Annotated in this window: 23 protein-coding genes; 6 read left to right on the top strand and 17 right to left on the bottom strand. The window is 41.5% G+C overall.

The features are described from left to right. Positions 1–377: 377 nt before the first annotated feature. The 5 genes from ACZ42W_RS09985 to xdhA form a co-directional block, all read right to left on the bottom strand. Positions 378–2,150 carry a sigma-54 interaction domain-containing protein gene (locus ACZ42W_RS09985; RefSeq protein WP_464170420.1) on the bottom strand — a complete coding sequence of 591 codons (1,773 nt, stop codon included), beginning with the start codon at positions 2,148–2,150 and terminating at the stop codon, positions 378–380. A 108-nt stretch (positions 2,151–2,258) separates the two neighbouring features. After that, the gene (gene ygfK, locus ACZ42W_RS09980; protein ID WP_464170419.1) at positions 2,259–5,339 is read right to left on the bottom strand and encodes a putative selenate reductase subunit YgfK; all 3,081 of its coding nucleotides are present in this window, start codon (positions 5,337–5,339) and stop codon (positions 2,259–2,261) included. A 58-nt stretch (positions 5,340–5,397) separates the two neighbouring features. Further along, positions 5,398–5,892, bottom strand: a complete 495-nt coding sequence (gene xdhC / locus ACZ42W_RS09975; protein ID WP_464170417.1) for a xanthine dehydrogenase subunit XdhC — start codon at positions 5,890–5,892, stop codon at positions 5,398–5,400. Continuing rightward, on the bottom strand, positions 5,876–6,769 hold the full coding sequence (xdhB, locus tag ACZ42W_RS09970; RefSeq protein ID WP_464170415.1) for a xanthine dehydrogenase subunit XdhB: 894 nt from the start codon (positions 6,767–6,769) through the stop codon (positions 5,876–5,878). The genes xdhC and xdhB overlap by 17 nt, the downstream gene beginning before the upstream one ends. Before the next feature lie 15 nt (positions 6,770–6,784). Then, the gene (xdhA, locus tag ACZ42W_RS09965; RefSeq protein ID WP_464170414.1) at positions 6,785–9,076 is read right to left on the bottom strand and encodes a xanthine dehydrogenase molybdenum-binding subunit XdhA; all 2,292 of its coding nucleotides are present in this window, start codon (positions 9,074–9,076) and stop codon (positions 6,785–6,787) included. Positions 9,077–9,562: 486 nt separating this feature from the next. Between xdhA and ACZ42W_RS09960 the strand changes: the two genes are divergently transcribed. Together ACZ42W_RS09960 and ACZ42W_RS09955 are read left to right on the top strand one after the other, a co-directional pair. After that, positions 9,563–10,480, top strand: coding sequence for a DMT family transporter (locus ACZ42W_RS09960; protein ID WP_464170413.1), 918 nt, complete (start codon positions 9,563–9,565; stop codon positions 10,478–10,480). Between the two features lie 147 nt (positions 10,481–10,627). After that, positions 10,628–11,800, top strand: coding sequence for a THUMP domain-containing class I SAM-dependent RNA methyltransferase (locus tag ACZ42W_RS09955; RefSeq protein ID WP_464170412.1), 1,173 nt, complete (start codon positions 10,628–10,630; stop codon positions 11,798–11,800). Between the two features lie 20 nt (positions 11,801–11,820). On the opposite strand, the gene ACZ42W_RS09950 is transcribed toward ACZ42W_RS09955, so the two are convergent. Continuing rightward, positions 11,821–12,252 (bottom strand): DMT family transporter, encoded by a 432-nt coding sequence (locus tag ACZ42W_RS09950; RefSeq protein WP_464170410.1) that lies wholly within the window; start codon positions 12,250–12,252, stop codon positions 11,821–11,823. Positions 12,253–12,461: 209 nt separating this feature from the next. Between ACZ42W_RS09950 and ACZ42W_RS09945 the strand changes: the two genes are divergently transcribed. After that, positions 12,462–14,084 carry an ABC-F family ATP-binding cassette domain-containing protein gene (locus tag ACZ42W_RS09945; RefSeq protein ID WP_464170942.1) on the top strand — a complete coding sequence of 541 codons (1,623 nt, stop codon included), beginning with the start codon at positions 12,462–12,464 and terminating at the stop codon, positions 14,082–14,084. Positions 14,085–14,194: 110 nt separating this feature from the next. On the opposite strand, the gene ACZ42W_RS09940 is transcribed toward ACZ42W_RS09945, so the two are convergent. The 5 genes from ACZ42W_RS09940 to ACZ42W_RS09920 all read right to left on the bottom strand — a co-directional run bounded on the left by ACZ42W_RS09940 (position 14,195) and on the right by ACZ42W_RS09920 (position 18,429). Continuing rightward, a complete protein-coding gene (locus ACZ42W_RS09940; protein ID WP_464170409.1) occupies positions 14,195–15,001 on the bottom strand; it encodes a PhzF family phenazine biosynthesis protein in 807 nt (268 codons plus the stop codon). A gap of 209 nt (positions 15,002–15,210) precedes the next feature. Then, on the bottom strand, positions 15,211–16,593 hold the full coding sequence (locus tag ACZ42W_RS09935) for an aspartate kinase (RefSeq protein ID WP_464170407.1): 1,383 nt from the start codon (positions 16,591–16,593) through the stop codon (positions 15,211–15,213). Positions 16,594–17,045: 452 nt separating this feature from the next. Continuing rightward, positions 17,046–17,246: a hypothetical protein gene (locus tag ACZ42W_RS09930; protein ID WP_464170406.1), complete on the bottom strand. Its 201-nt coding sequence runs from the start codon at positions 17,244–17,246 to the stop codon at positions 17,046–17,048. A gap of 129 nt (positions 17,247–17,375) precedes the next feature. Then, positions 17,376–17,810 carry a hypothetical protein gene (locus tag ACZ42W_RS09925; protein ID WP_464170404.1) on the bottom strand — a complete coding sequence of 145 codons (435 nt, stop codon included), beginning with the start codon at positions 17,808–17,810 and terminating at the stop codon, positions 17,376–17,378. Between the two features lie 22 nt (positions 17,811–17,832). Then, a complete protein-coding gene (locus ACZ42W_RS09920) occupies positions 17,833–18,429 on the bottom strand; it encodes a DNA-3-methyladenine glycosylase family protein (RefSeq protein ID WP_464170402.1) in 597 nt (198 codons plus the stop codon). A 169-nt stretch (positions 18,430–18,598) separates the two neighbouring features. Between ACZ42W_RS09920 and ACZ42W_RS09915 the strand changes: the two genes are divergently transcribed. Both ACZ42W_RS09915 and ACZ42W_RS09910 read left to right on the top strand, forming a co-directional pair. Further along, positions 18,599–19,051, top strand: coding sequence for a demethoxyubiquinone hydroxylase family protein (locus tag ACZ42W_RS09915; protein WP_464170400.1), 453 nt, complete (start codon positions 18,599–18,601; stop codon positions 19,049–19,051). Positions 19,052–19,130: 79 nt separating this feature from the next. Then, positions 19,131–19,664, top strand: a complete 534-nt coding sequence (locus ACZ42W_RS09910; protein ID WP_464170399.1) for a LysM peptidoglycan-binding domain-containing protein — start codon at positions 19,131–19,133, stop codon at positions 19,662–19,664. Positions 19,665–19,687: 23 nt separating this feature from the next. Here ACZ42W_RS09910 and ACZ42W_RS09905 read toward each other — a convergent pair whose 3' ends face one another. From ACZ42W_RS09905 to ACZ42W_RS09890, 4 genes are all read right to left on the bottom strand, one after another. Beyond that, positions 19,688–20,194 (bottom strand): N-acetyltransferase family protein, encoded by a 507-nt coding sequence (locus ACZ42W_RS09905; RefSeq protein ID WP_464170397.1) that lies wholly within the window; start codon positions 20,192–20,194, stop codon positions 19,688–19,690. A 73-nt stretch (positions 20,195–20,267) separates the two neighbouring features. After that, positions 20,268–20,822: an RNA 2',3'-cyclic phosphodiesterase gene (thpR, locus tag ACZ42W_RS09900; RefSeq protein ID WP_464170396.1), complete on the bottom strand. Its 555-nt coding sequence runs from the start codon at positions 20,820–20,822 to the stop codon at positions 20,268–20,270. 93 nt (positions 20,823–20,915) lie between these two features. Then, positions 20,916–21,347, bottom strand: a complete 432-nt coding sequence (locus ACZ42W_RS09895; RefSeq protein WP_464170940.1) for a GNAT family N-acetyltransferase — start codon at positions 21,345–21,347, stop codon at positions 20,916–20,918. 27 nt (positions 21,348–21,374) lie between these two features. Beyond that, entirely contained in the window at positions 21,375–22,022 is a 648-nt protein-coding gene (locus tag ACZ42W_RS09890; RefSeq protein ID WP_464170395.1) for an HAD family hydrolase, read from the bottom strand. Between the two features lie 420 nt (positions 22,023–22,442). Between ACZ42W_RS09890 and ACZ42W_RS09885 the strand changes: the two genes are divergently transcribed. Then, a complete protein-coding gene (locus tag ACZ42W_RS09885; RefSeq protein ID WP_464170394.1) occupies positions 22,443–22,748 on the top strand; it encodes a zinc-ribbon domain containing protein in 306 nt (101 codons plus the stop codon). A gap of 61 nt (positions 22,749–22,809) precedes the next feature. On the opposite strand, the gene ACZ42W_RS09880 is transcribed toward ACZ42W_RS09885, so the two are convergent. Together ACZ42W_RS09880 and ACZ42W_RS09875 are read right to left on the bottom strand one after the other, a co-directional pair. Next, entirely contained in the window at positions 22,810–23,373 is a 564-nt protein-coding gene (locus tag ACZ42W_RS09880) for a DUF1697 domain-containing protein (RefSeq protein ID WP_464170392.1), read from the bottom strand. A gap of 30 nt (positions 23,374–23,403) precedes the next feature. Continuing rightward, on the bottom strand, positions 23,404–24,057 hold the full coding sequence (locus tag ACZ42W_RS09875) for a heterodisulfide reductase-related iron-sulfur binding cluster (protein ID WP_464170390.1): 654 nt from the start codon (positions 24,055–24,057) through the stop codon (positions 23,404–23,406). Positions 24,058–24,203: the final 146 nt, after the last annotated feature.

The raw sequence follows: 24,203 nt of genomic DNA, 5'->3' as shown, positions 1-24,203 counted from the left end.
TCTGACTTCATGGGGTCATAGCCTAGCGCATTTATTGATTCTAGGAGTTTAAGTACAGCAAAACTAATTGCAATTCTCATACCAGTTCGTAATCTTCTCTCAGTCTCCACTTACTTCGATACTTTAAGTTTGCTTTGTTCATTGAAGTTATCAAAACGATAAAGGAACTTGCCTCAGGTGGAGTTTTAGGTGATTAACCCTTGGATAAAATCGAGTCACAATCACCAATCGGTAACTGAAAGAAAAAAACTGTACGCAGTACAGTCCATTTAAGAAATCTTCTTCATTCACTTGGTTTTTATAAAATTATCTAAACTGTAAAATTGAACTTCTTATCATTTTGAGAAGCTGATTTATCATATTAAGAATATCCGTAGTTATTGTGCCAAGCCATAACGCCCTAGCTTGCGATATAGTGTTGCTAGGCCAATCCCTAATGCCTTAGCCGCACTTTCTTTGCCAAGAACACTAGCGCCATACTTTTGCAGACAGCGACGAATAGTTTCCCTTTCTATAACCTCAAGATCGAAGATTATATCAAGAGGCTCTGAATTATTTTGGCGAAGCCGTATCGGTAATTGCTCTTCTTCCAATAAAGAACCAGTAGCTAGATTCATGGCATATTCAATCACGTTCTGCAATTCCCTGACATTTCCAGGCCATGCATAATCATGAAGACGTCTCCGAAATCCTTCAGTGATACCCTCTACCTCTTTACCGAGTTGAGAGTTATATTCTTTAATAAAATGTTGAGATAGAATCTCTAAATCTTCTTTTCTTCGGCAAAGTGCTTCTATCGTCATCGGGATAACATTAATCCTGTAATATAGATCCTCTCTGAATTCTCCCTGTGACATCATTTGTTCGAGGTTTCGATGGGTTGCGGCAATTACCCGTACGTCGACTGGAATCGGATGAATACTTCCTACCCGCTCAATAAGTCGATCTTGCAGAACACGAAGGATTTTTGCCTGTAGGAAAAGCGGCATGTCTCCGATCTCATCCAGAAAAAGCGTTCCTTTGTTTGCTAATTCAAATTTTCCAATTTTACCTCCCCTACGTGCCCCAGTGAAGGCGCCGTCTTCATACCCGAAAAGTTCACTCTCAAGCAAGGCCTCTGGGATAGCAGTACAATTGATGGCAACGAAAGGACCATTAAGGCGAGGACTTAGATTATGAATAGCCCGTGCTAACATTTCTTTTCCTGTTCCGCTCTCACCACGAATAAGAACAGTCGATTTACTGACTGCTACAATTTTTGCACGTTCCCGTATCTGAGACATTATCTGACTGTCCCCTAGTAGGTCATTTATCGTATAACCTGCATCCTGAATCGAGAGTCGATTCACAATACGACTCATTTCTTCCAGGGGGCGAAGTGTGATGGCAATCGTAACCCTATCGTCTTCGGTCATTATCGGTGCTGCACGAAGCACTAGCTGCAACCGATTTTGTTTAGCTTCAACGTGCACTTCACGATCTGTTACGACTTCTCCCCTCTTGCCAGCAGTTAAGATATCCTGAATGATTCGAGGTTGAAAAATGTTCTTTAAGGGTGTTTGAGGGATTACTGATATTCCGGCGAACATTCGCTGAGCGGCTCGATTCACGTGCAATATTGTTCCATCTAAATCCACAGTTAGAAGTCCCTCTTCAAGACAATCGATGATGGAATTCAAATAGTGATTTGCTGAAACTAATCCGTCCAAAAGCTCTTGCTCCTTAAGTTTTAGAGCCATCGTTTCTGCCATCTTTGTTAAAAAAATGAGAAAAGAATTTTGATTCTCTTGAAGTCGTTCCACCTGTTCTTCAGTAAAACAAATCAAACCAATCGCTCCGACTGCCTTCCCATCCACATTAATGGGAGAAACGACTTCATACTTTTCCGTGCAATTTCCTCTTGCAACACACGGAGCACAGAGGGAATGGTGACCTGGATTTTCGATAATAAACTGATGCCCCGTCCGTAACACTTCGCGATAGACAAAACCTTGCCTATCCATCGATTTTCCCGAACCCTTCCGGTACCTTCCTGTACCGGCTACCCGAACGAGATTGTAATCTGCTATCTCAATATCAATCTTAACCACGGTTGAAATGGCTTCTGCAATTTGTTGAGCATAATCCTGTACAGCCATTAACTCGACCATCCCAACACCCCCATGAAACGGTATTATTACTATAATATAACAATTAGCTTTCTTATTTTTTTATGTGAAAGGGAGGCAGATTAGAATATCTGCCTCCACACCTAAACTCTATTTATTGTTGAACAAATGCTGCTGTTCATAATATACCGTCCATAATATTGAGAATAGCTCTTTTTCTAAGGCCTGTTGCCCCTCTTTATCGAGCCTTATATCAAGAATATCCCCTTTGTGACGGACTCTAAATTTTGGTTCAGCCTCATCTTTAAGCCAGAGGAAGCCAGAATTCTCACTCTCATGAAATCCCTTCTCGCTCCAGAACAAGGTTAGCTTATCTTTATATGGGGCGCCTTCATAGGGACAAAGGACAGCACAGTTACCACATTCATTACACAATCCATCCAAATGAAGAATTTGGTTGCAGTTTTGTAACCCTTGCTCGATCACTTCTATCGAGACGTTAGCCCGATTCGGACAAACTTCGATACAGATGTTACAGACAGTATTACATTCAAGGCATCGATGGGCTTCATTTTCATCTGTGGAAGCGTGTTTTAGAATTCCTTTCTTATCTGTAATCTGAATTCTCCGTTTCTCCTCATCAAAGTCTATATTCTTTTCCCAATCTTCCACCCAGCTAAGATGTTCTTTTGCTGCGATGGCTCTAGCCACTTTTATCCCATGGGCAATTCCTAAAACGACCGTTGAGGGGCCAAAAAGTGCATCTCCACCAATGAATACATTTTCAAGATTCGTTTCTAGAGTTTCTGAATGGATTGAAAGTGCCCCTTTCTCGTCAACGAAAATTCCATTCTTACGTAGAAGCTCATAATCCACCTGTTCTCCAATCGCTGATATAACGGTATCAATAGAAATCACCTCGAATTCCCCAACTTTAGCCATTGGGCTTTTCCTCCCAGATGAGTCAGGTTCTCCAAGTTCCATCCTTTGGCACTTTAGGACTCCGTTATCTAAAGAAGCTGGAACGAGAAGTTCTTTGAAATGTACCCCTTCCTGAACAGCCAACTCTAGCTCTTCACGATCCGCCGGAAGCTGGGCTTTTGTTCTTCGATAGAGAATGTAGACGTTTTCAACACCTTTGACACGAAGCGCTGCTCTTGCAGCATCCATCGAAGTATTTCCACCTCCGATAACGGCTACATTTTTACCAAGGTTCAGTTGATCCATAGCTTGATTAAACTTCTCAAGAAAAGGAATGGCACTCATAACGTTTCGTGTGTCTCCTTGAAGCTCCAAGGAGGATGTCTTTCCTGCTCCTATGGCAAGATAGATATAGGTATACCCCTTAGCTTTTAGTTCAGCTACGGAAATCTTTGGATCTATACCGAACTCGAATTTTACACCCATTCTTTGTATCAGTTGAATATCCTTTTGAATACGATCACGTGGTATACGAAACTCTGGAATGACATATGCGACCGTCCCGCCCGCACTTTCCCGTTTATCCATAATTATTACGTCGAGCCCAGCTTTTGCGAGAAAGTATCCAGCCGAAAGCCCCGATGGCCCTGCCCCAATGATTGCGACTTTTGCCTTGTTCCTTTGACTTAAACGCCCTAAATGCGAGGAATCGGTCTTCGCAATCTGCTCAAGATATCCTTTATAGCCTTTTTGGGCTCCGACTAATTTCATATCGCGAATCAATACAGATTCATCATAATCCAAGCGGGTGCATTTCGTCATACAGTTATGATTGCAAATTGTCCCTGTAATAAAGGGTAAAGGGTTCTTAGCCACAATGACCTGGAAGGCCTCCTGATAACGTCCTTCACCGACCAAGCGAATGTATTCTGGAACGTCCTGATTGATGGGACACCCCACAGTACAGGGAGCTATAAAACAATCTAGGACAGGTAATTTCTTAGGAATTTTACGGCTATCAACGGGCCGTTTTCCCTTCAGATGATTTGTATCTTTAAAGGCACTATCAGCGAGTGCTTTGAGCCCTTCCAAGTCAATCTTATTGAATTCGTTATTTTCCAGTTGTGGTTCAAGAACCTCTGCCATCTGTTTTATTCTTGAGTACCCACCTGGTTTTAGAAGTGTGGTTGCGACAGTAATCGGACCAATACCCGTAGCGAAGATCCGATTTATGTTAAAGGAGTCTGCTCCACCAGAATAAGAAATCCTTAAATCCCCGCCAAACTCTGCGGCCAGTTTATAGGCTAAGTTAATCGTCAAGGGATAAAGTGCACGACCAGACATGTACATCTCTTCACCGGGAAGTTCTTCCTGAGTAATCTTGACCGGCAAAGTATTGGAGAGTTTGACTCCGAATTCCTGGTGGTGTTCCTTGGAAAACTCTTTAAGACGTTTTAGCATTGCTATCCCGTCTGCATAGTTTAAGTCATGAGTGAAGGACTCTTCTTTCAGTTGTATGTATGCATAACCCATTTGGTTGAAGTTTTCTCTCACATAGGGGTATCCGTGTAAAGTTGGATTCATCTTAACAAAGGTATGCAGCTTTTTTTCACGGATCAAGTATTTACAGATAGCTTCAATCTCAGCTGGCGGGCATCCATGCATCGTCGAAAGGGTAATTGAATTACAGATATTCGGCGAGATTCTTTCGATATACTCCTTATCCACCTTCTGGAATTCACCGATTCGTTCCCGCAGAATATCCTGGCATTGTTTAAAGAACTCTAAACCCGAAGCATCCTTGAGAGATTCAATAAAATGATCAACTTTCAAGGATTGAATCCCCTTTAGATCATAGCCAACACTCATATTAAACTGGAAGCGTCGGTCATCCAGATTAAAAAGCTCCTTCTGAAGGAGGTAGAGGACGAACCATGCTTTTACATATTCGTTTAATGCATCCTCTATCGTTAATTCCGTAGACCATTCGGTGTTATAGCCTTCATCTTCTGCTCGTATACACGGTTTGGGGAATTCTAAAGCATCGAGAATTTGCACGGTCTTAAGTTCGAAAAAGCGCCCCCCACATAAATAAGCTACAACAATATTTTGGGCAAGTTGGGTATGAGGTCCAGCTGCAGGACCCAAGGGGGTATCGATTGTTTCACCGAATAACTTAAAGTGTTGATTCGTGCTATGAAGATAAAAATTATTCTCGGGGATTCCGGAAATTGTTTTTCTCCCCTTAAACTCTGTGAACACTTCTTCTAACAGCTTCTGGAAAGATATGGGGCTCATGGCATCGCTCATCTCATCCGCTCCTGTCTTTTCATTATATGGGCGGCTCTTAAGGATTCAGCCTTAATATTTACTTGTCAGTATCTCCACACTTACATGGGTGTTCTATACCCAACGCCTTTTCGGCTGCATGAAGAATGTTCTGATACCCCGTACAGCGACAGAGGTGACCTGACAATTCTCGTTTCACTTCTTCCGAGGTATAGTCTTGCTTGCTTTCAACTAAGGCAGTTGTAGTCAGTACGAGTCCCGGTGTACAAAATCCACATTGGATTGCACCTTCATCCACAAAAGCTTGCTGTACGTTTGAGAGCTCACCGTTCGAAGCAACCCCTTCAATAGTAGTAATTGATTTTCCATCTGCCCAGATTGCAAGAAAGATGCAAGAGTCAATTGGAACACCATCGACAAGAACTGTGCAGGCACCGCATTCTCCAACCCCACACCCCTTCTTCGTTCCTGTATAGCCGAGCTCGTACCGCAAAACTTCCAAGAGAGACTTCCTGATATCAACATAAAAACTCAAAGATTTCTCATTTACCTTGACGCTAATTCTTTTCTGCATTAATCTCACCCCTTGCTCTTGAGATAGCAACGTTCAAGGCCCTTTGCGTGAGCTCTCCTACTAAATGCTCCCGATACTCTCGCGAAGCTCTCCAGGAAGTTCGCGCTTTCATCGACTGAACAGCAAGTCTGCCAATTTCCACTAGGGTCTCAGTGGAAAGCCTTTTGCCTTTTGCATAATTCTCAGCTTCATAGCAGCGAAGTGGTGTCGGTCCAGCAACTCCTAAGGCTATACGAACGGTATCGAATACTTTGTCTTGAGTTGTTTTACACACGACTGCCACACCAATCGTCGCTATATCCATCGCTTTACGCATCGCGAACTTAATCATATGCCCCCCAAAACCTTTATAGCTCTTCGGAGAGATCAAGATTTGTGTCAGGATTTCTCCAGGTTGCAAATTTACTTTCCCAGGTCCCAGATAAAACTCCTCAATGGGAATGATTCGTTCTCCGCTTAGACTTTCTAACTTAAGACTTGCCTTAAGTACGAGTAGAGAGGGAGCACTATCGGCCGAGGTTGCCCCATTGCATAGATTCCCCCCGAGAGTGGCAATGTTGCGGATTTGGGGACCTCCCATTGCGTTTGCCGCTTCCTTCAATAAGGGTATGTTTTTCTCAATGATAGAATCCTTAGAAATCTGGCTAAAGGTAACCAAAGGGCCTATTTCAAGAGTCCCATCTGGTAGCTTTTTAACCGCTTTAAGCGAATCTATATTTCGAAGGCTTAAAAGTTTAGCCTTTTCAATCTGACCGCTGTGCATTTTGATTAAGACATCCGTTCCTCCGGCGATTAGTGTGAATTCCGGATGCCTTTCCAGATACATCAAGGCCTCCTTAACCGTTTCCACCTCATAATACTCCTGGATGTTAAACAAAAAATCACCCCCTTGCTAGAGTAAACCTTCGCCCTTTAGTCTCTCATAGACCCGCTGTGGGTTGAGGGGTAAGCGATTGAACCGTATACCTGTCGCATCAAGAACGGCATTTCGAATGGCAGGAGCAGGGGTAATCACCGGTGGTTCACCCAGTGACTTTGCTCCAAAGGGCCCTGTTGGATCACCCATCTCTACAAAAGCGACGCCTATATCAGGTGTATCTAAGATAGTTGGCAATTTATAGTCCAGCAGATTATTGTTCAGTGGCTTTCCCGTTTTCTCCTCGAAGAGCATTTGCTCAGACAAAGCATAGCCGATTCCCATGCTGACCCCACCATGTACTTGCCCTTCAGCGAGCAGTGGATTGATAATCTTTCCTGAGTCATGGACATTATAGATTTCTACTACCTCAATCTGCCCTGTCTTTAGGTCAACCTCCACTTCCACAAAGGTAACCCCATAAGACATTGTGTTAATTCGAGCGTTATTCGAGACATCACTTGTCACTGGCTTCGCGAAGAATGGATCATAATAGGTCTGCAACGCGGCTTCAGAGAGAGGCATCACAACCTCACCGGAGTGCTTATATACAATATTTTGAGCGTTGAGCTCAAGCATCTCCGAGGGAATATCTGTCATCCTCCATACAAAAGCAAGGAGTTTTTCCTTTACTTCAAGGGCAGCCTTCTTCACAGCCATTCCTGTGACGTAAGTTTGCCGTGAAGCGAAAGCGCCTGCATCAAAGGGGGTTATATCTGTATCCTGGATCGAAATCACATGAACCTCATTCACAGGAAGTCCCAAAACTTCTGCGACCATCTGGGCAAAGACCGTATCACTGCCCTGGCCGATTTCTGTTGCCCCGATTTGTAGTTGAACTGAGCCATCCTGATTAAGGACAATCCGTGCTCCTGCTACTTCCACATTTACTGGATGGGTCCCTGATTGATAACTAAAGGCAGCCATCCCGATCCCGCGACGTTTATCACCCGTTTGGTTTTTGTACTTTTCCTTCTTTTCCGCCCAACGTATTAAACTCTTTCCTTTCTCTATACACTCTCTTATCCCACAACTGAGTACTTTGTTACCACTTAACGGATCTACGAACCCAACCTCCACGAGGTTTTTCATCCGAAGTTCTATTGGATCGAAATGAAGTTCACGTGCAATATCATCTAAATGGGATTCGAATGCAAAAAAGATTTGCGGTGCTCCATAACCTCGCATCGCTCCGGCAACAGGTAAGTTCGTGTAGACTGTTCTTGGTTCGTACTTTATTGCCTTCGAAGTATAGAGATAGCGGAATTTTCCCCCTCCACTGCTGGCGATCGAATGACCATGTGAAGCATAGGCCCCCGTATTGGATATTGCTGAAATCTGAATTCCTTTGATTTCCCCATCTTTGGACATTCCAGTCCTGACCTTATATCGAATTGCATGACGCGTTCGGGTATCAATCATACATTCTTCGCGAGACAGTTCAAGCTTAACAGGTCTTCCACCTACTGCAAGAGTCATCAACGCATTCAACGGTTCGATACAGACATCTTGCTTATTCCCGAAGCCGCCACCAATATAAGGCTTAATGACTCGTATCTTGCCCCACGAAATACCAAGAGCTTGGGCAACAATTCGCCGAACGATATGGGGGATTTGAGTAGAGGTCACGAGTACAATCCGCCCTTCTCCATCTATATAAGAGTAGGACGTCTGATTTTCCAAATGGCAGTGCTGAACACTCGTCGTTTCATATTCTCCATCAAAAATCTTATCCGCTTCTCTAAAAGAGGCATCGATATCCCCCATTTCATACCCTCGCGAAGAAAGGATATTTCGTTCACTGTCCTCATGTATTCGTGGAGCACCTTCACCCATAGCTGCTTCGGGTGTGAGCAGTACTTCTAACTCTTCATATTCAACCTTAATGCACTTTAGAGCCTCTTCGGCTATGAGCTCATCCGTGGCCACTACAGCAGCCACCGCATCACCGACAAAGCGAGCTTTATTCGTTAAAATCAATCGATCTTCTTCATCCCGATGATTCGGGTCAAGAGAATAAAGATGCCCCGCTGTGGCAAATTTATTCTGGGGCACATCTTGGTAAGTTATGACTGCTTCAACACCAGGTAACGCCTTGGCCTGACTCACATCGATGCGTTTAATCATTGCATGAGCATACGGACTTCTTAAAATTTTGCCTATTAGCATTCCCTTGACCAAGAAATCATCTGTATATTTTGCCTTTCCCGTCACCTTGGCCAAGGCATCCACTCTTTGAACACTCTTCCCCACGACTGAATATCCCATGTTCTCCCTCCATTTTTCATGGAATCCGAGGTATTTTTAGGTACAAACCTGTATGAATGGTCCATTCCTATAGATAACTTTTATGCAAGTGTTGTACCAATTAGAAATAGGGGTAATTAAGAGCCGATTCCTCACTTCTTCGTCACACACAGGAACTTCATTCTTCGTGAAGTTTCTCATATTGATAAAAGGTGTTACTTAAATGCATCCTAAAATGCCATGAAAGGTATTTCTCACTTTAGAAGCTACTTAATCATTTTGAGAAATGCTCGAAGATTTTGGACATAAGAAAAGCCCAAGGCGTGCTGCCTTGAACTATTCATTAAGCTAGGGAGTAATTACGTTTAAAGCCTTTTCTGTCGAAGTGAAAATCCTCATTCGGGTGAAAATTCTTTCTACACCATCCGTAAAACACAGCCCTGTGTTATAATTCAGTAATACGATACCAGGTTCTTCTAATTTTTTATTTTATATTGGAGAGAGAAAATGAATCACACACTAAGGAATCGTGGAATTCTTCTAACGATAATCTCCACGATTGGATTTAGTACTTACCCTATCTTTGGAAAGTATGTATTCTCAGGTGGAGCAAACCTAAGTACGTCTCTTTTCGTTCGTTTTGCTCTTGCGGCACTCGTTTTTTGGATTATTTCGTATCGTCTTGAGGGAATACCGAAACTTAAAGCAAAATTATGGATAACTCTTATCATTATGGGAGCGATAGGATATGCGAGTATGTCCGGTCTTTACCTTTTATCCGTAAAATTTATTCCTACTTCCCTAGCTGCACTTCTCTTATATACGTATCCGATGATTGTAGCCCTTCTAAGCGTTATTTCTAAGCAAGAAGCCTTTTCCAAGTACAAAATTACTGGCTTATTTATATGTGGTGCAGGACTAATTCTCGTATTAGGACTTAACCTCAAGGGAGTTAATCTGATGGGAATCCTCCTTGCATTAGGTGCCTCAGTCACCTATTCCTTATATATTGTAGCCGCAAATTTTGTACTTAAGGAAATCAGTCCGCTATTAAGTTCCGCTGTTATTGCATCGTCAGCAGCTGTGACCTATGGTTTGATAGGAATAACTAGCGGCTTTACCTGGCATTTGTCCTCTACAACCTGGCTCGGAATTCTAGGAATAGCCGTATTTTGTTCAATCCTTGCGATGCTTACCTTCTTTTATGGTGTTAAGTTGATTGGGCCAACCTCAGCGTCTGTTATTAGCTCCTTGGAGCCAATCATGACCATTGCATTTGCGGCGCTTTTTTTCCAAGAAAGGCTAACTCTCCTACAGAGCCTCGGAGGGATTCTAGTCATCTTAGGTGGATTAGTAACCGTCTTTAACTCTGAGAAACCTTCTCCATTACGAGAATCTACGAGCCAACCCACTTATATCGACTAAAAAAACATTTTACTATTTGCCTTGTATTCATATTATTAAGACTCGGGTTATTCAAGTAGATTTCGATTCTAGTTTAAACTAACTTGCCTTTCTACGTTTCAGTCCTTATTATTAAAGGAAGAATTTGAAATAAAGGGTGATACCAGCTTGGCTAAATTGGAACTCATTGCTACCTCTGCCTTTGGAATTGAATCCATTGTCGCTCGAGAATTAGCAAACCTCGGGTATACTGAAACTCGAGTTGAGAACGGTAAGATAACTTTTCCTGCAAATGAACTTGGAATTTGTAGAACTAATCTCTGGTTACGCTCCGCCGAGCGAGTCCTGTTAAAAATGGGTGAATTTAAAGCTACAACGTTCGAAGAGCTCTTCCAGCAGACCAAAGCACTTCCTTGGGAGCAATGGCTTCCCGCAGATGCAGAATTCCCCGTTGAAGGAAAATCCATTAAATCTAAACTTTTTAGTGTTTCAGATTGCCAAGCGATCGTCAAGAAGGCGATTGTCGAACGGCTTAAAGATGTCTATGGAATCAGTTGGTTCAAGGAAACTGGCCCCAAATATAAGATTGAAGTCGCTCTACTTAAAGACATAGTCACACTTACGATAGACACCTCAGGACCTGGTTTACATAAGAGAGGATATCGAAAATTAGCTGGCCAAGCTCCCTTGAAAGAGACCTTAGCCGCTGCAATGATTAATCTTAGTTACTGGAAGGCTGACAGAGCTCTCATAGATCCCTTCTGTGGAACTGGAACGATCCCCATCGAAGCCGCTATGATTGCCCAAAATCGCGCACCAGGGCTGAAACGAGACTTCATCGCCGAAAAATGGCCCAATATCAAGGAAAAATATTGGCAGCAAGCACGCGAAGAAGCGAAAGATCTTTTGAAGCCTGATATTGACCTCCATATTTACGGGTCTGATATCGATCCGAAAGCTCTACAACTTGCTCGTACCCACCTTGATGAGGCCGGTCTAACGGATAAGGTCTTCTTCCAACGTCTTCCTGCCGCTGAAGTACGCTCACGTTTTCAGTACGGACATATAATTACTAACCCTCCCTATGGAGAACGGTTAGGTGAGGAAGACGAAGTGAAGCAGCTCTATCGAGACCTAGGAGAAACGTTCAAGGGATTAGATACCTGGTCTCTCCATGTCATAACTACGGATAAACAACCCGAGCTTCTCATCGGACGACGCTGGGATAAAAGCCGGAAGCTTTATAATGGACGATTAGAATGCCATTATTATCAATTCTTCGGCCCTAAACCTCCTAGACGACCAATAAGCCCAGAGAACCCTACCCTATCTCACGACTAACCACAAATATCCAGGTTACTCTACCCTTTCCATTTAAAAATAACGATTCCTAAAATCATGACCATCAATCCTAGAACTTTAGTGAAGTCAAAACGAACAGCTTGAGTGCCAAAGAGTCCAAAGTAGTCTATTGAAGCGGAAACGAGTAATTGAGTAACAAGGAGAATTGCTACCGCAAAAGTCGTCCCCAATAAAGATATCCCTTGTATTACACTAAAAACAATAATTACTCCAAACACACCGCCAAATAAATAATAGGGATTGACTTGACCGATTTTCCCAAGGTTCCCTTTCCCAAAGAGAAGTACGATTAGAATAGAAAACACAAAACCTGAAAGGTGAACAAGCGACGTTGTTTCCCATTGACCTATTTTCTCGCTGACTCGAGTATTAAATACCCCTTGAAGACTTACGAATATCCCAGCAAGAATTGAAAAGACGATACCTGACATAGAGGGACCTCCTCATCGATACTTAAACAACAGGGAACAACGCGTTGTAGTAGTTTCCTGTTGTTTATTGATTTAATTATATTATAAGTACTAAGATAAATACGAAGCTTCTCATGATTTTAGGATATATCTTCTTGTCAAAAGATGTTATAATATGTCTTTGTAAAATTGTTGATGCAAAAATAAAATATAAAGGAACGATTATACGAATGATCAGTACAAATGGAATAACTCTGAGATTTGGCAAGAGGGCATTATTCGAGGATGTCAATGTAAAATTCACACCGGGCAACTGTTATGGACTCATCGGTGCCAATGGCGCTGGAAAATCAACCTTTTTGAAAATCCTCTCTGGAGAGATCGACCCTTCAAAAGGGGAAGTTGTTATTACTCCAGGCGAGCGGATTGCCGTACTCAAGCAGGATCACTTTGAATTTGATGAGGTTGACGTCTTAAAGACAGTCATCATGGGGCATGCCAAACTCTATCAGATCATGGAAGAAAAGGATGCTTTATATGCTAAACCTGACTTCTCAGAAAAGGATGGAATCAAAGCCGCTGAACTTGAGGGTGACTTTGCGGAAATGAATGGTTGGCAGGCAGAAGCTGAAGCTGCTGAACTCTTAATGGGCCTTGGTATCCCCAAGGAATACCATGAGAAAAAAATGAAGGAGCTTGAGGGAACTGAGAAGGTTCGCGTGCTCTTAGCTCAAGCGCTGTTTGGTAACCCTAATATCCTTCTCTTAGACGAGCCAACAAACCATCTCGATCTTCAATCCATCAACTGGCTCGAGAATTTTCTTTACAACTTTGAGAGTACCGTCATCGTCGTATCCCATGACCGCCACTTCTTGAATAAAGTCTGTACTCATATCGCTGATATCGACTTTGGAAAGATCCAACTTTATGTAGGAAACTACGACTTCTGGTATGAATCCAGCCAGCTCGCCCTAAAGCTCATGAGAGAAGCGAATAAGAAAAAAGAAGATAAGATTGCTGAATTGCAAAGCTTTATTCAACGTTTTAGTTCAAATGCTTCAAAAGCAAAACAGGCCACTTCCCGTAAAAAACAACTTGATAAATTAACGCTGGATGATATTAAGCCCTCGTCCCGAAAATACCCCTACATCGCTTTCAATTCCGACCGTGAAGCCGGAAATAACTTATTAACCGTTGAAAACTTAACGAAGGTGATTGATGGGGAAAAAGTTATCGATAACCTCTCCTTTATCGTTAATAGGGGGGATAAGATTGCCCTTGTTGGTCCAAATGGACTAGCCAAAACTACCCTCTTTAAAATCCTCATGGGAGAACTTGAGGCGGATAGTGGTGAATTCAGCTGGGGAGTTACGACTTCACAGACGTATCTACCAAAGGATAATTCAAGTTATTTTGAGACAGATCTTCCCCTTGTCGATTGGCTCCGACAATTTTCTAAAGATCCAGATGAATCGTTTGTCCGCGGCTTCCTCGGCAGAATGCTTTTTTCTGGAGAAGAATCCTTGAAGCCTGCCAATGTCCTCTCCGGAGGAGAAAAGGTGCGTTGCATGCTCTCTCGTATGATGCTAAGTGGAGCGAATGTCTTATTGCTTGATGAGCCAACCAACCATTTAGATCTTGAATCCATCACCGCTCTCAATAACGGACTAACACATTTTGATGGCACTGTTCTCTTCGTTTCTCAAGACCATCAATTCGTCCAAACAATTGCTAATCGGATTATTGAGATCACTCCAAAAGGAATCATTGACCGTCAATTGTCCTATGACGAATATCTCGAGAACGAACATGTCAAAGCTCTATTGGAAACAATGTATAGCGAAGAGGCTTAAAACTTAGTCAAAATTTCTCCCCTTCATCGCAAGTGATGAAGGGGATTTTTTTCGGTAAAAGCAGAACTTTTTGGCCCCTTATGTTTATTGAAAAATCATTTGGGCTAAAATCAAGCATTCAATTCTCCTCTTAACACTGTATAAGCTTGCCCTTGGAGTAGGACCCTATCTCCATCAACTCGAACTTTTAAAGACCCTCCACGTTTGGAAGCCTGATACGCAGTAAATTCATTTTTTCCCAATCGCTTGCTCCAATATGGCCCTAAACAGCAGTGAGCTGATCCGGTTACCGGATCCTCATCAATACCTTCTGCTGGATCAAAGTAACGTGATATAAAGTCATACTCATCAGAATCAGAATGGCTAGTAACAATAACGCCTTCACTCCCTAGCCTACTAAGCTGACTAAATTGAGGTATCATATTCCGAACAATTGCTGGATCAGACACTTCAAGGAGGTAGTCCGAACTCGTCTTTCCAACATAGACTACATCGGTGATTCCTAGAGCCTGGAGCAACCCTTCTGGAGGTTTAGACGAGTTCTCACTTTTTGATGGAAAGTTTAACTCAATCCAGCCATCTAAATACTTCGCAGTAAGCGTATCACTTTTGGTGAAAAACTTAATCGTTTCTTCAGGAGTTAGGATTTTTTCTGTCCATAGAACATGTGCACTTGCTAAAGTGGCATGACCACATAAATCGACTTCAGTGGTTGGGGTGAACCAACGTAAATTGAAACCCTCCTTTTCCCGATATAGAAATGCGGTTTCAGATAGATTCATCTCTGAGGCTACTTTCTGCATCCACCCGTCTTCCGCGGGTCCCTGTAAAACACATACACCAGCAGGATTACCCTTGAAAATCTGGTGTGTAAATGAATCAATTTGATAGATAGGAACTCCCATTATAAAGCTCATCCTCCTTCTATCTGATGGTTAAGCGCTAATAAGACTCTTCGCTCATCATGATATATTCCATAAACAGTTCCATACTCCTCTGTATATTGCTACTAAAATTCACCAGAGAAATAATATCCATGAACCACTGGAAGTACTTGCTATATGTACCCTTAAAAAATAAAGAGTGCCCCTTTAGTTACAAGGTGCACCCTAAACACTGCGAACAGTTAAGAAAGACATAAGTCTTCATTAAGATGAAAAATAGCACTCGTATAATTATCACGATCTATGACAAATTGCATGTTGACCTGACGAAGCGACTGCGATATACAATTGACATTGATATGATTTTTGGCCAAGGTATTCGTCGCACGTGCTAAAATATTAGGCATTGCAATGTTTGACCCAATCACACAGACTATAGCCGCAGGTAAAATAGTGACCGTCTGATACTCTTCTTGTAATTCAGACACTAACGTTTCTGACAGGTCGCTTTCCCAAATCACGAGTGAAATACTATTAGCATTCGTAGCCTTCATGATATAGCTTATGGAGTGCTTCATAAACATCTTCATTATATGAAGGTCATATCCAATCTCCCCGACCATTAAGGAATCATGAATTTCAACGACAACTATTTTGTCTGAACCTGCAATGATTTCGATTTTAGCTTCCGGTCCGATATAATCTTTTGAAATCAATGTCCCTGGATGATCAGGTTCGAACGTGTTCTTAAGCCTAAGATTAATTCCCGCCATTTCTAAGGGTTTAGAAGCGTTCGGGTGAATGGCTTCCATTCCAATGTCAGCTAATTGATCTGCTACATCGTAATTCGTACGTCCTACAGGCACTGCTCTTTCTACCCCAACGATTTTGGGGTCAGCTGAGGACAAGTGAAACTCTTTATGAATAATGGCTTCATCGGCTTGAAGATGGGTTGCAATACGTGAGAATGTTATTTCAGAATAGCCTCTTTCGAATTCACGCATGATTCCCTCTTTTCCTTTTGTATATCCCGTTACAATAACAATAGTCTTAGAGGGATCTACATCCTTGAAGGATTTCTCAATGCGTTCATCGATGGTAAGTTGTCTCGAGTCACGAAAACCAGTTAAATCGACTAGTCTTGCTGGAATGCCTCTGTTTTGAAGTATATTAACTGAATTAAAAGCAGAATGCGCCTCTCCTAACGAGGCCAATAATTCTCTTGCTGCAGAAAAAATATTTTCCCGATCTACATACCCTGAAGAGATAATTTCGTGCATACTGTGTAAATAGGACTTTGTCTGGTTGATCCGTTCCTTAAGAAATTCTCGAGCCACCTTATAATCTAAGCCCATTTCAACAAACGTTTCATTAACTTCCAGTAAATCACTTAATAAGCCCTCTAGGGAAGCTTCACAATCTTCTCCATTAATAAAGTGACGATATATACCAGGAGCTTTCGTTTTCTTATCCTCCAGAAGTTTATTGGTTACACCAGCATAAGCCGATACGACAAAAACTCTTCCATAGCGGAATTTTGGAGAACTTGGAGCACCAATAATGTTATGGAGGACATCCTCGAATTGGGACATTGATGTACCTCCGATTTTTTCTACCGTTAGCATTAAAACACCTCATCCGCCTTAATAAGCCCTGTTAAATAACACAGTCTATTATAATACACCTATTATCCACCAACAAGACTTAATTCTTCAAAAGACAAAGAAATTACCGACCGAAAAATACGGCCGGTATTTCATTGTCTATCTTCTTCTATCTCATTCCTCAATGAACCACTTATTTTTTCGCTCCCTGAATTGAACCCAGGCAAGAGGCACCTATCGTTAGGATCAGATAGAGAAGTATAATACCCACTAACTTAGGTTCTGTTCCAACTCCAATCCTTATTCAATAAATATCTTAGTGGGCAACTTTCACCAGAGACTGCATGGAATATATTACAAGTAGAGGTATCTTATGTAAATACTAAAGTTGCTATTATTAAGCACTTTAGGACTATTTACTATCTAGTGAGTTTATTCAAAATATGTAAAGGAGTGAAATCTAATGCATCTCTTTAACAAATGTTGTGTTTTCCCACCTGTATACTCTTGCTGTTATCCTCAACCGCAGCCTTATTGGCTTCATGCGCACCCTCAAGCTCAATTTCCTTATGGTCGTCAGGCGCTACCGTATGGCCAGCAGCCACAATACCCAGCGCAACAAGCCGCACCTTTGATGGAGAATTTACCCTCTCGGCGTTCCAAAGGATAAGCAAGTTTCAAAGGAATTCCATTTTCTTTATAAGGTGGTTCCTTTCGAGGAACCATCTTTGAATTCACCCTCGAGTATCTAAGACTATTGCATTCTTCAGACAAGACGTACGGCATACACAAGATGATACCAACTACCTTCCCTTACATACTTCACCAAAGTACTTTGCACATAAACGGCAATTCCATTGCGAGCCCATCCCAGAACGAGCACACGTCGGCTGATCCTTTTGAATCGCAAAAAGTGGCCACCCATCTGTACGACCCTTCAGATTCGCAAGGTAGTATTTACCTGTGCCTGAATCAAGAAGGATGAAATCAAACGGACAATCTGCAGTTCTGTCAATCCATCCAACAACTTCAACTTCCTCACTCTGTGGCTCTTCGGGCCCAGCATCATCCAATAGCTGATATTGATGTCCTCGATTCGTCATGCGATCACCATTTTTATCCAGAAAAGGCCGATCCAGCGATTCCATTATTACCGGGCTTTCTTCCTCATGTCCATAATACGTAATTTCTCTGCTGTCTCGAATATATTTCTTTTCAATAATTGGTCTTCGTAACATGATGTCCCATCCTTTTAAGCTTTTATGAAAGCGCCCATAGGTACAAGGAGGCCACTGACCCATAGGGTGAATACCTCTTTTTATACCGCTCAAACTTTTCCTTTGGGAGTTCTTTGAGCCCGTATAAATTCATCATTCCTCTACAGATGGCTAAATCTTTGTAACTTACTACATCTGGGCGATTAAGTGAGAAGATAAGCAACATCTCAGCAGTCCAAACGCCTACGCCATTCAATGCTGAAAGCTTTTTTATGACCTCCTCGTCCGTCAGTGTATGAAGCGTATTAAAGTCTATCGCACCAGAATTAGCAGCGTCCGCGATACCCTTGATGTATCCTGCTTTTCTCTCAGACATTCCGCAACCCTGAATTTCAGATAGGTTAACCTGGTCAATACTCTCCGGAGTAATCTGTCCGAGAAGCGTATTCAATCTGCTCCATACCGTCTGCGCAGCCTTTTTGGATATCTGTTGACTAACAACGCTTGAGATCAATGCCGTGAACGGATCGGGGGTAATTTCACGCTCGATCATGCCGATTTTCTCAATAGCCTCACCGAGTTTTTTATCTTTGCGCTTTAAGTACTCTATTTCCTTTTGCCCGTATTCGAAAATTAGCATACTTACACTCCATCCAAGTTGTTTTATTAGTTTGTGTTTTCGTTTTAGTTTTTCGCTGAAGTTTTTCAGATTAATTTTTAAGCCTTAGTTTTTTTATTCGAAATGGATATTAATTGATTATCTGATGAAGCCTATGTAAAAGAGTTAATCCATTATGTGAGGTATGAAAATGGACGACACATTAATCTTTCGGCTTAAGGAATTCTATACGTTAGAAACCTTTCAGGTCGCTTACTACAAGGCACAGGTCTCCTCAGCCCAGGATGAATACTACGGTAAAGTCTTTGAAAAAATGGTTAAAATCGAACAAACGCACGCTGATTTTTTCGCTAAAAAGATTGAACAAGCGAATGAAACAGTTCCTACTGTCGTAGGCACATTATTCGATTTAGTGGGAAATCTGCTTGGAGAATCGGTTGAATCAACAGGTCAATACAATACATGCAAACTGGGCATTGCCTTAGAAAATAAGGCTATTGAAACGTATCGTAATTTTATAACAGAGAGTAAAGAAAAGAAGTATTGGATCCTTTATGATAATCTTATGGAAAACCTTCTTGATGAGGAATTCCATACATTATGGCTCACTAATTACATGAACAATCATCCAAATAAATCCTAAGTCTCAAAACTTGATGGATCACTATCAAAATCATTAAAGAACCCATAGGATATAGAAAATTGGTTTGGGGGTTCATGCTATGACCTATGTTGTTCAATCAGGTGATACTCTGTTTACCATCGCCCAAAGATTTAATACTACCGTGGATGCCATAATCTCTGTTAATCCCCAAATCACAGATCCGAATATTATTTTCCCTGGACAAACAATAGAAATCCCAACCGACAATGTTAACTGTCCACTTTTACGTCAAGGAGACCGTGGTTCTGCCGTTACACGATTCCAGACACTGCTTCGGTTTGCTGGTTTTAATCCCGGCCCGATTGATGGTATTTTTGGACCTCGAACTCAAGCAGCTCTTTTAGCGTTCCAGCGGAGTGTAAAAGAACTTGAAGTTACAGGTGTCGTCGATGTAGAAACTTGGGTAGCCCTGGGTGCTGAATGTGGGCCCCGTCCTGAAGTTACACGTTATATTGTGAGGCCTGGAGATTCCTTGTTCATCATTGCCACTCGATTTAACGTAACAGTGGATAGTATATTAAGAATTAATCCTGATATAAGCAATCCCAATGTCATCTTCACAGGGCAAGTTATTAATATTCCAAGAAGCTAAACGAACCTCCTACCCCCTCGAGCTTAAAATTCACCTGCTAATTTATCTAACCCCTTATCCTGTACTCTATATACAGTCCAATCCTCCATCGGGACTGCTCCTTGATGTTTGTAAAAGTTAATCGAGGATTCGTTCCAGTCTAGACACCACCATTCCAATCTGCCACACTTTCTTTCGATGGTCAATTTCGCAAGAAATGCAAGTAAAATCTTACCAAGGCCTTTTCCTCTCACTTCAGGCTTAACATATAAGTCTTCCAAGTATAGACCCGGTCGTCCTATGAAGGTCGAAAAGTTATGAAAGAACAATGCAAAGCCTACCGGTTTATTGTCCAATTCTCCAATGATTACCTCAGCCACTTTTCTTTCAAACAAAGATTCTTTTAGTATTTCTTCTGTAGCCACAACTTCGTGTAGCATTTCCTCAAAGTCAGCTAATTCGCGGATGAACGATAAAATTAATGATACATCTTCTTCTGTCGCAAATCGCAATTTAAAGTTGTCCAATTTAGTCTCGATTAATGTTTTCATACTTTCTCCTCTTTTATTTCAGCTATTCTAGCTAGTAAATTTAAGATATTAAGATTGAGTAAAAGAGGCTTTCTCAAAGATTGGATTTTCCTAGGCTTGCATCCTGTAAAACAGTGTAAATTCTTCTTCCACGAATAGCCTTACTCTCGAATAAAGCAACCTTAGTAACATCGAACTCACCGAGCATCTTGGTATGAACAATGGATAAATCAACATCGTCAAGTATTGGGCGAGAGGCAAGCGTAATATGGGGCTTAAATTGTCTGTTCTCCAGGACAAATCCATTTTTTACGAGTTCAAGATGTATCTCATCCCTTAATCGACTAAGCTCTGATAAGCTCCCCGTTGGCGCTGTCCACAAAGTATGAGGTCGTGTCATCGTCGGAAATACCCCAATCCCTCCTAGGCCTAACTTGAAAGGTTTATTATGCCTAGCTACTTTGGATAGTGCTTCAGTAAGTGTAATGATCTTTTCTCGTTCTAATTCACCTAAAAATTCTAAGGTTAGATGAAAATTTTCTTGTGATTTCCATGATCCCTTGACTCCGAGGGACCTTAATTCCGACTGAAATTGAAGGAGAGTCTCCTTCAATTCATAAGGTAAATCAATTCCTACAAATAATCGCATTTTTTCCCAACTTCCTCAAAGCTCAGTCTTTTTTCAGTTAGGTAAATATTTATGTCACTTATCTCTCTAAAGAAGCAGAATTCTCAATGACCCTTAGCCTTCGGATAAATTCTTAACCATTAAGATATGTGGAATGCCATCCTCCATAAATTCATTTGAATCTGGAGTGTATCCTAGTTTTTTATAGAAATCAGCAGCCTGGGTTTGGGCATGAAGTTTTGCTTTTTTTAGGCCTTTTTCTTTCGCAATCTTCTCCAGTGATTGAACAACAGCTTTGCCTAGACCATATTGACGAGAGTTTGCTAAAACACATATTCTCTCTAATTTAGCGTAATCACTGTGAATTCGCAATCTACCCGTTGCAGAAGGCTGGTCGTCGTGAAAAACAAGAATATGTACTGCCTCTGGATCATACTCGTCAAATTCGTCTTTCAAAGGGACTCCCTGTTCCTCAACAAAAACAACTTTTCTGATTTGAAAAGCATCCATTAAGTCTTTATCTTCTGTTACTTGTTTTACCTTCATCAATCTGTATTCCTTCCCATTCTCTCCTCACAATTTTATTAAGTCCAAAGGATGGAATATTAAGCTCTTCGCCCCATTTGAAATCAACTCTTCTTCTGTCCGATACCCCCAAAGAACCCCAACAGCGTACATCCCCGCACTTGTTGCCGTATGCATGTCTATACCAGTATCACCAAGATATATCAAATCCGATGGAGGAATTCTTAACTTTTCACTGATTAAGAAAGCACCCTCGGGATTTGGTTTTCTTGGGATATCAGGACTTGCGCCAATTACAACTTCAAAGTTCCAGTTGGGAAGTAAGGTTGACACCACTTGCTTCGTCAGTTCATCGACTTTATTAGAGAACACAGATAGTCTGATGTTATGTTTAGTCAATTCATCAAGAAGTTCGCCGATACCTGGATAGGGTTTTGTCTTGTCCGTGCAATGATCCCTATATTCCTCCATCATTGAAGCAAAGCACTTTGAAATCAACTCATCTTCCCTTGAGGATTGCGGTAACGCTTCACGCACGAGGTTTCTAATCCCATTTCCAATAAAGTACTTATAAGCTTGAAGATCATGAGTTTCAAAGCCATATCTGAAGAGAACCTTGTTCATAGACTCTGCAATATCTTCAAGTGAATTAACCAAAGTTCCATCTAAATCAAAAATAACTCCTTTGAATTTCATGCCAATCCCTTTCGTTTGCTTATTTTGTAAGAACAATCCCTTTGCCTATTATATTATATTCTGCTATTTCAGAAGAACGGTATGTATTTGATATGCTGAGCAGTCTATATGTCTAAGTCCACTGTTTACTGTTGTAGCTATTATAGGCAATCCCTCCTGTTCTTTTAATCTATGACATTATTTTACTATAATAGGGTAGAAACTCCAGCAATACAAGGTCATTCATTGTCGGGGAGTTTGATTGCAAATTAAACTGGGTTGCGAATTAAAACAATTGACTTATCCTTGAGTTAAAGTTATACTAAGCGAAGCTCGTTAGTTTTTGTGGATTTACGAAAAACCTTCTCTATTGCCTAAAGCTGTAGGAAGAATGAAGACTTCCCAGATAGCGGGTAATACAATTTTGGAGGTTTTTATATTATGTATGAAGACAAAGTTTTAGCCTGTAAGGACTGTGGAGCCGAGTTTACTTTCTCCGCTTCCGAACAAGAATTCTACGCTGAAAAGGGATTCACCAACGAACCCGGTCGTTGCCCATCCTGCCGTGCTGCTAGAAAGCAACAAACCAGAGGTAATGGCGGATACTCTTCACGTCCACAACGTGAAATGTTCCCTGCAGTCTGTGCTAGTTGTGGTAAAGAAACCACAGTACCTTTCCAACCCTCTGGCGACAAACCCGTATATTGCCGTGATTGTTTCCAACCACGCACACGTAACAATTGGTAATCGTTTGACAGAGGCCTATCCAGGATTTAACTCCTGGGTAGGCTTTTTTATTTTCCCATTATTATTCAACCCTCATGGCTTTTGCCAACACAGCTAGCTTGTTTATCGTTTTCCAGTTACGGACGGTCGCCGGTACATCCAGCTTCTGAAGATTATTCGCAAGCTTGGAATTTCGAATGCTATCATGGAATAAAAGATAGACCTCTCGGCCTTCAATTCTATACTCATCACTTTCGCTTTGGTAAGTGCTGAAGCGATCGATCCCTTTCTGCAAAGGAGCATGAAGCAATAAAGAGACGTAAAGGCTCTCACTTTTCAAAGATAGATTCGCTTCCGATATTGCTTTCTCTGAAAATGGACAATTCATGATCATCCGCTCCAGCTCTGCAGATGTTCGCAAAATAACTGTGACTTTAAAATTGAAAGTTATCTCAAGTTCATGCTCGATATGCTTGCGTAGCGGTTCTTCCTCTTCATTTGAATGAAACAGGACATTACCACTTTGAATATACGTTTGCACCTGAGTAAGGCCCATCGCTTCAAACGCGAGTTTCAAATCGGCCATCTTAATAATATTCTTACCACCTACGTTAATTCCCCGTAATAGTGCGATATAAATAGCCATTATGATAACCTCTACTTCGTTTTTTCTCAGTTAGTGTGCATCTATGAATTTTTGTAATTCATTGTGCCAGGCTTCAGGCTCAAATGTACCTATTCCTGTAGGTTCTCCAAACAATAGATCTATAATATATCGTGGCTTTTTACTGCCTATGTACATTGCTTTGATGCAGGAGACACAGTAAACCACTACATTATCGCAAGGCATTTCGCTTGAGCGTTTTATCATCTGCTCCTTGATCTGCTCCATAGGCAAACTGCCGTAAAAACTATCCCCACAGCAAATTGCTTTGGTACGAGTATTTTTCGGTTCAGTGATGTTAATATTCATCTTCTTAAGGAGTTTTCTAATTGAAGAATGAACCCTATCTTCGGTTCGTGTGGGACAGGCATCATGGATAGACATTTCCATCCCGTTATAGTCAGGAAACGGAAAGGTTTGGCTTTCAGCTAATATCTCCCAAAGTGATACAGTAGAAATCCCCTCATAAAGTTCTCTGTATCTCCGGTCACAGCCTGCACACGTATTAATAACTTGCGTACCAATGTCAAGGTTAGGATCATGTCTGCAACACGTCAGGTGTTCAGTAACATCAATATAATCCTTATTTAAGAACTCTAAAACTTTTTTAGCGAGCTCTGGTTTATAAATCATTAGCGCACAACCCGGTGCATAGACTTTTTTCATTGATATATCCTCCACAAAGATATTCTAAGAGATATCGTAAACCATTATGGCGTTTTAATCTATATTAGTCCTAAAGTTTTTACGAGTTATTATTTCGGACATTTTTGTTATGGAGGTTAGCCATCAGATGAACATTACTAAACTCA

The sequence above is a fragment of the Desulfitobacterium elongatum genome (assembly GCF_055378975.1).
This window is presented reverse-complemented; position numbering and strand designations above follow the sequence as displayed.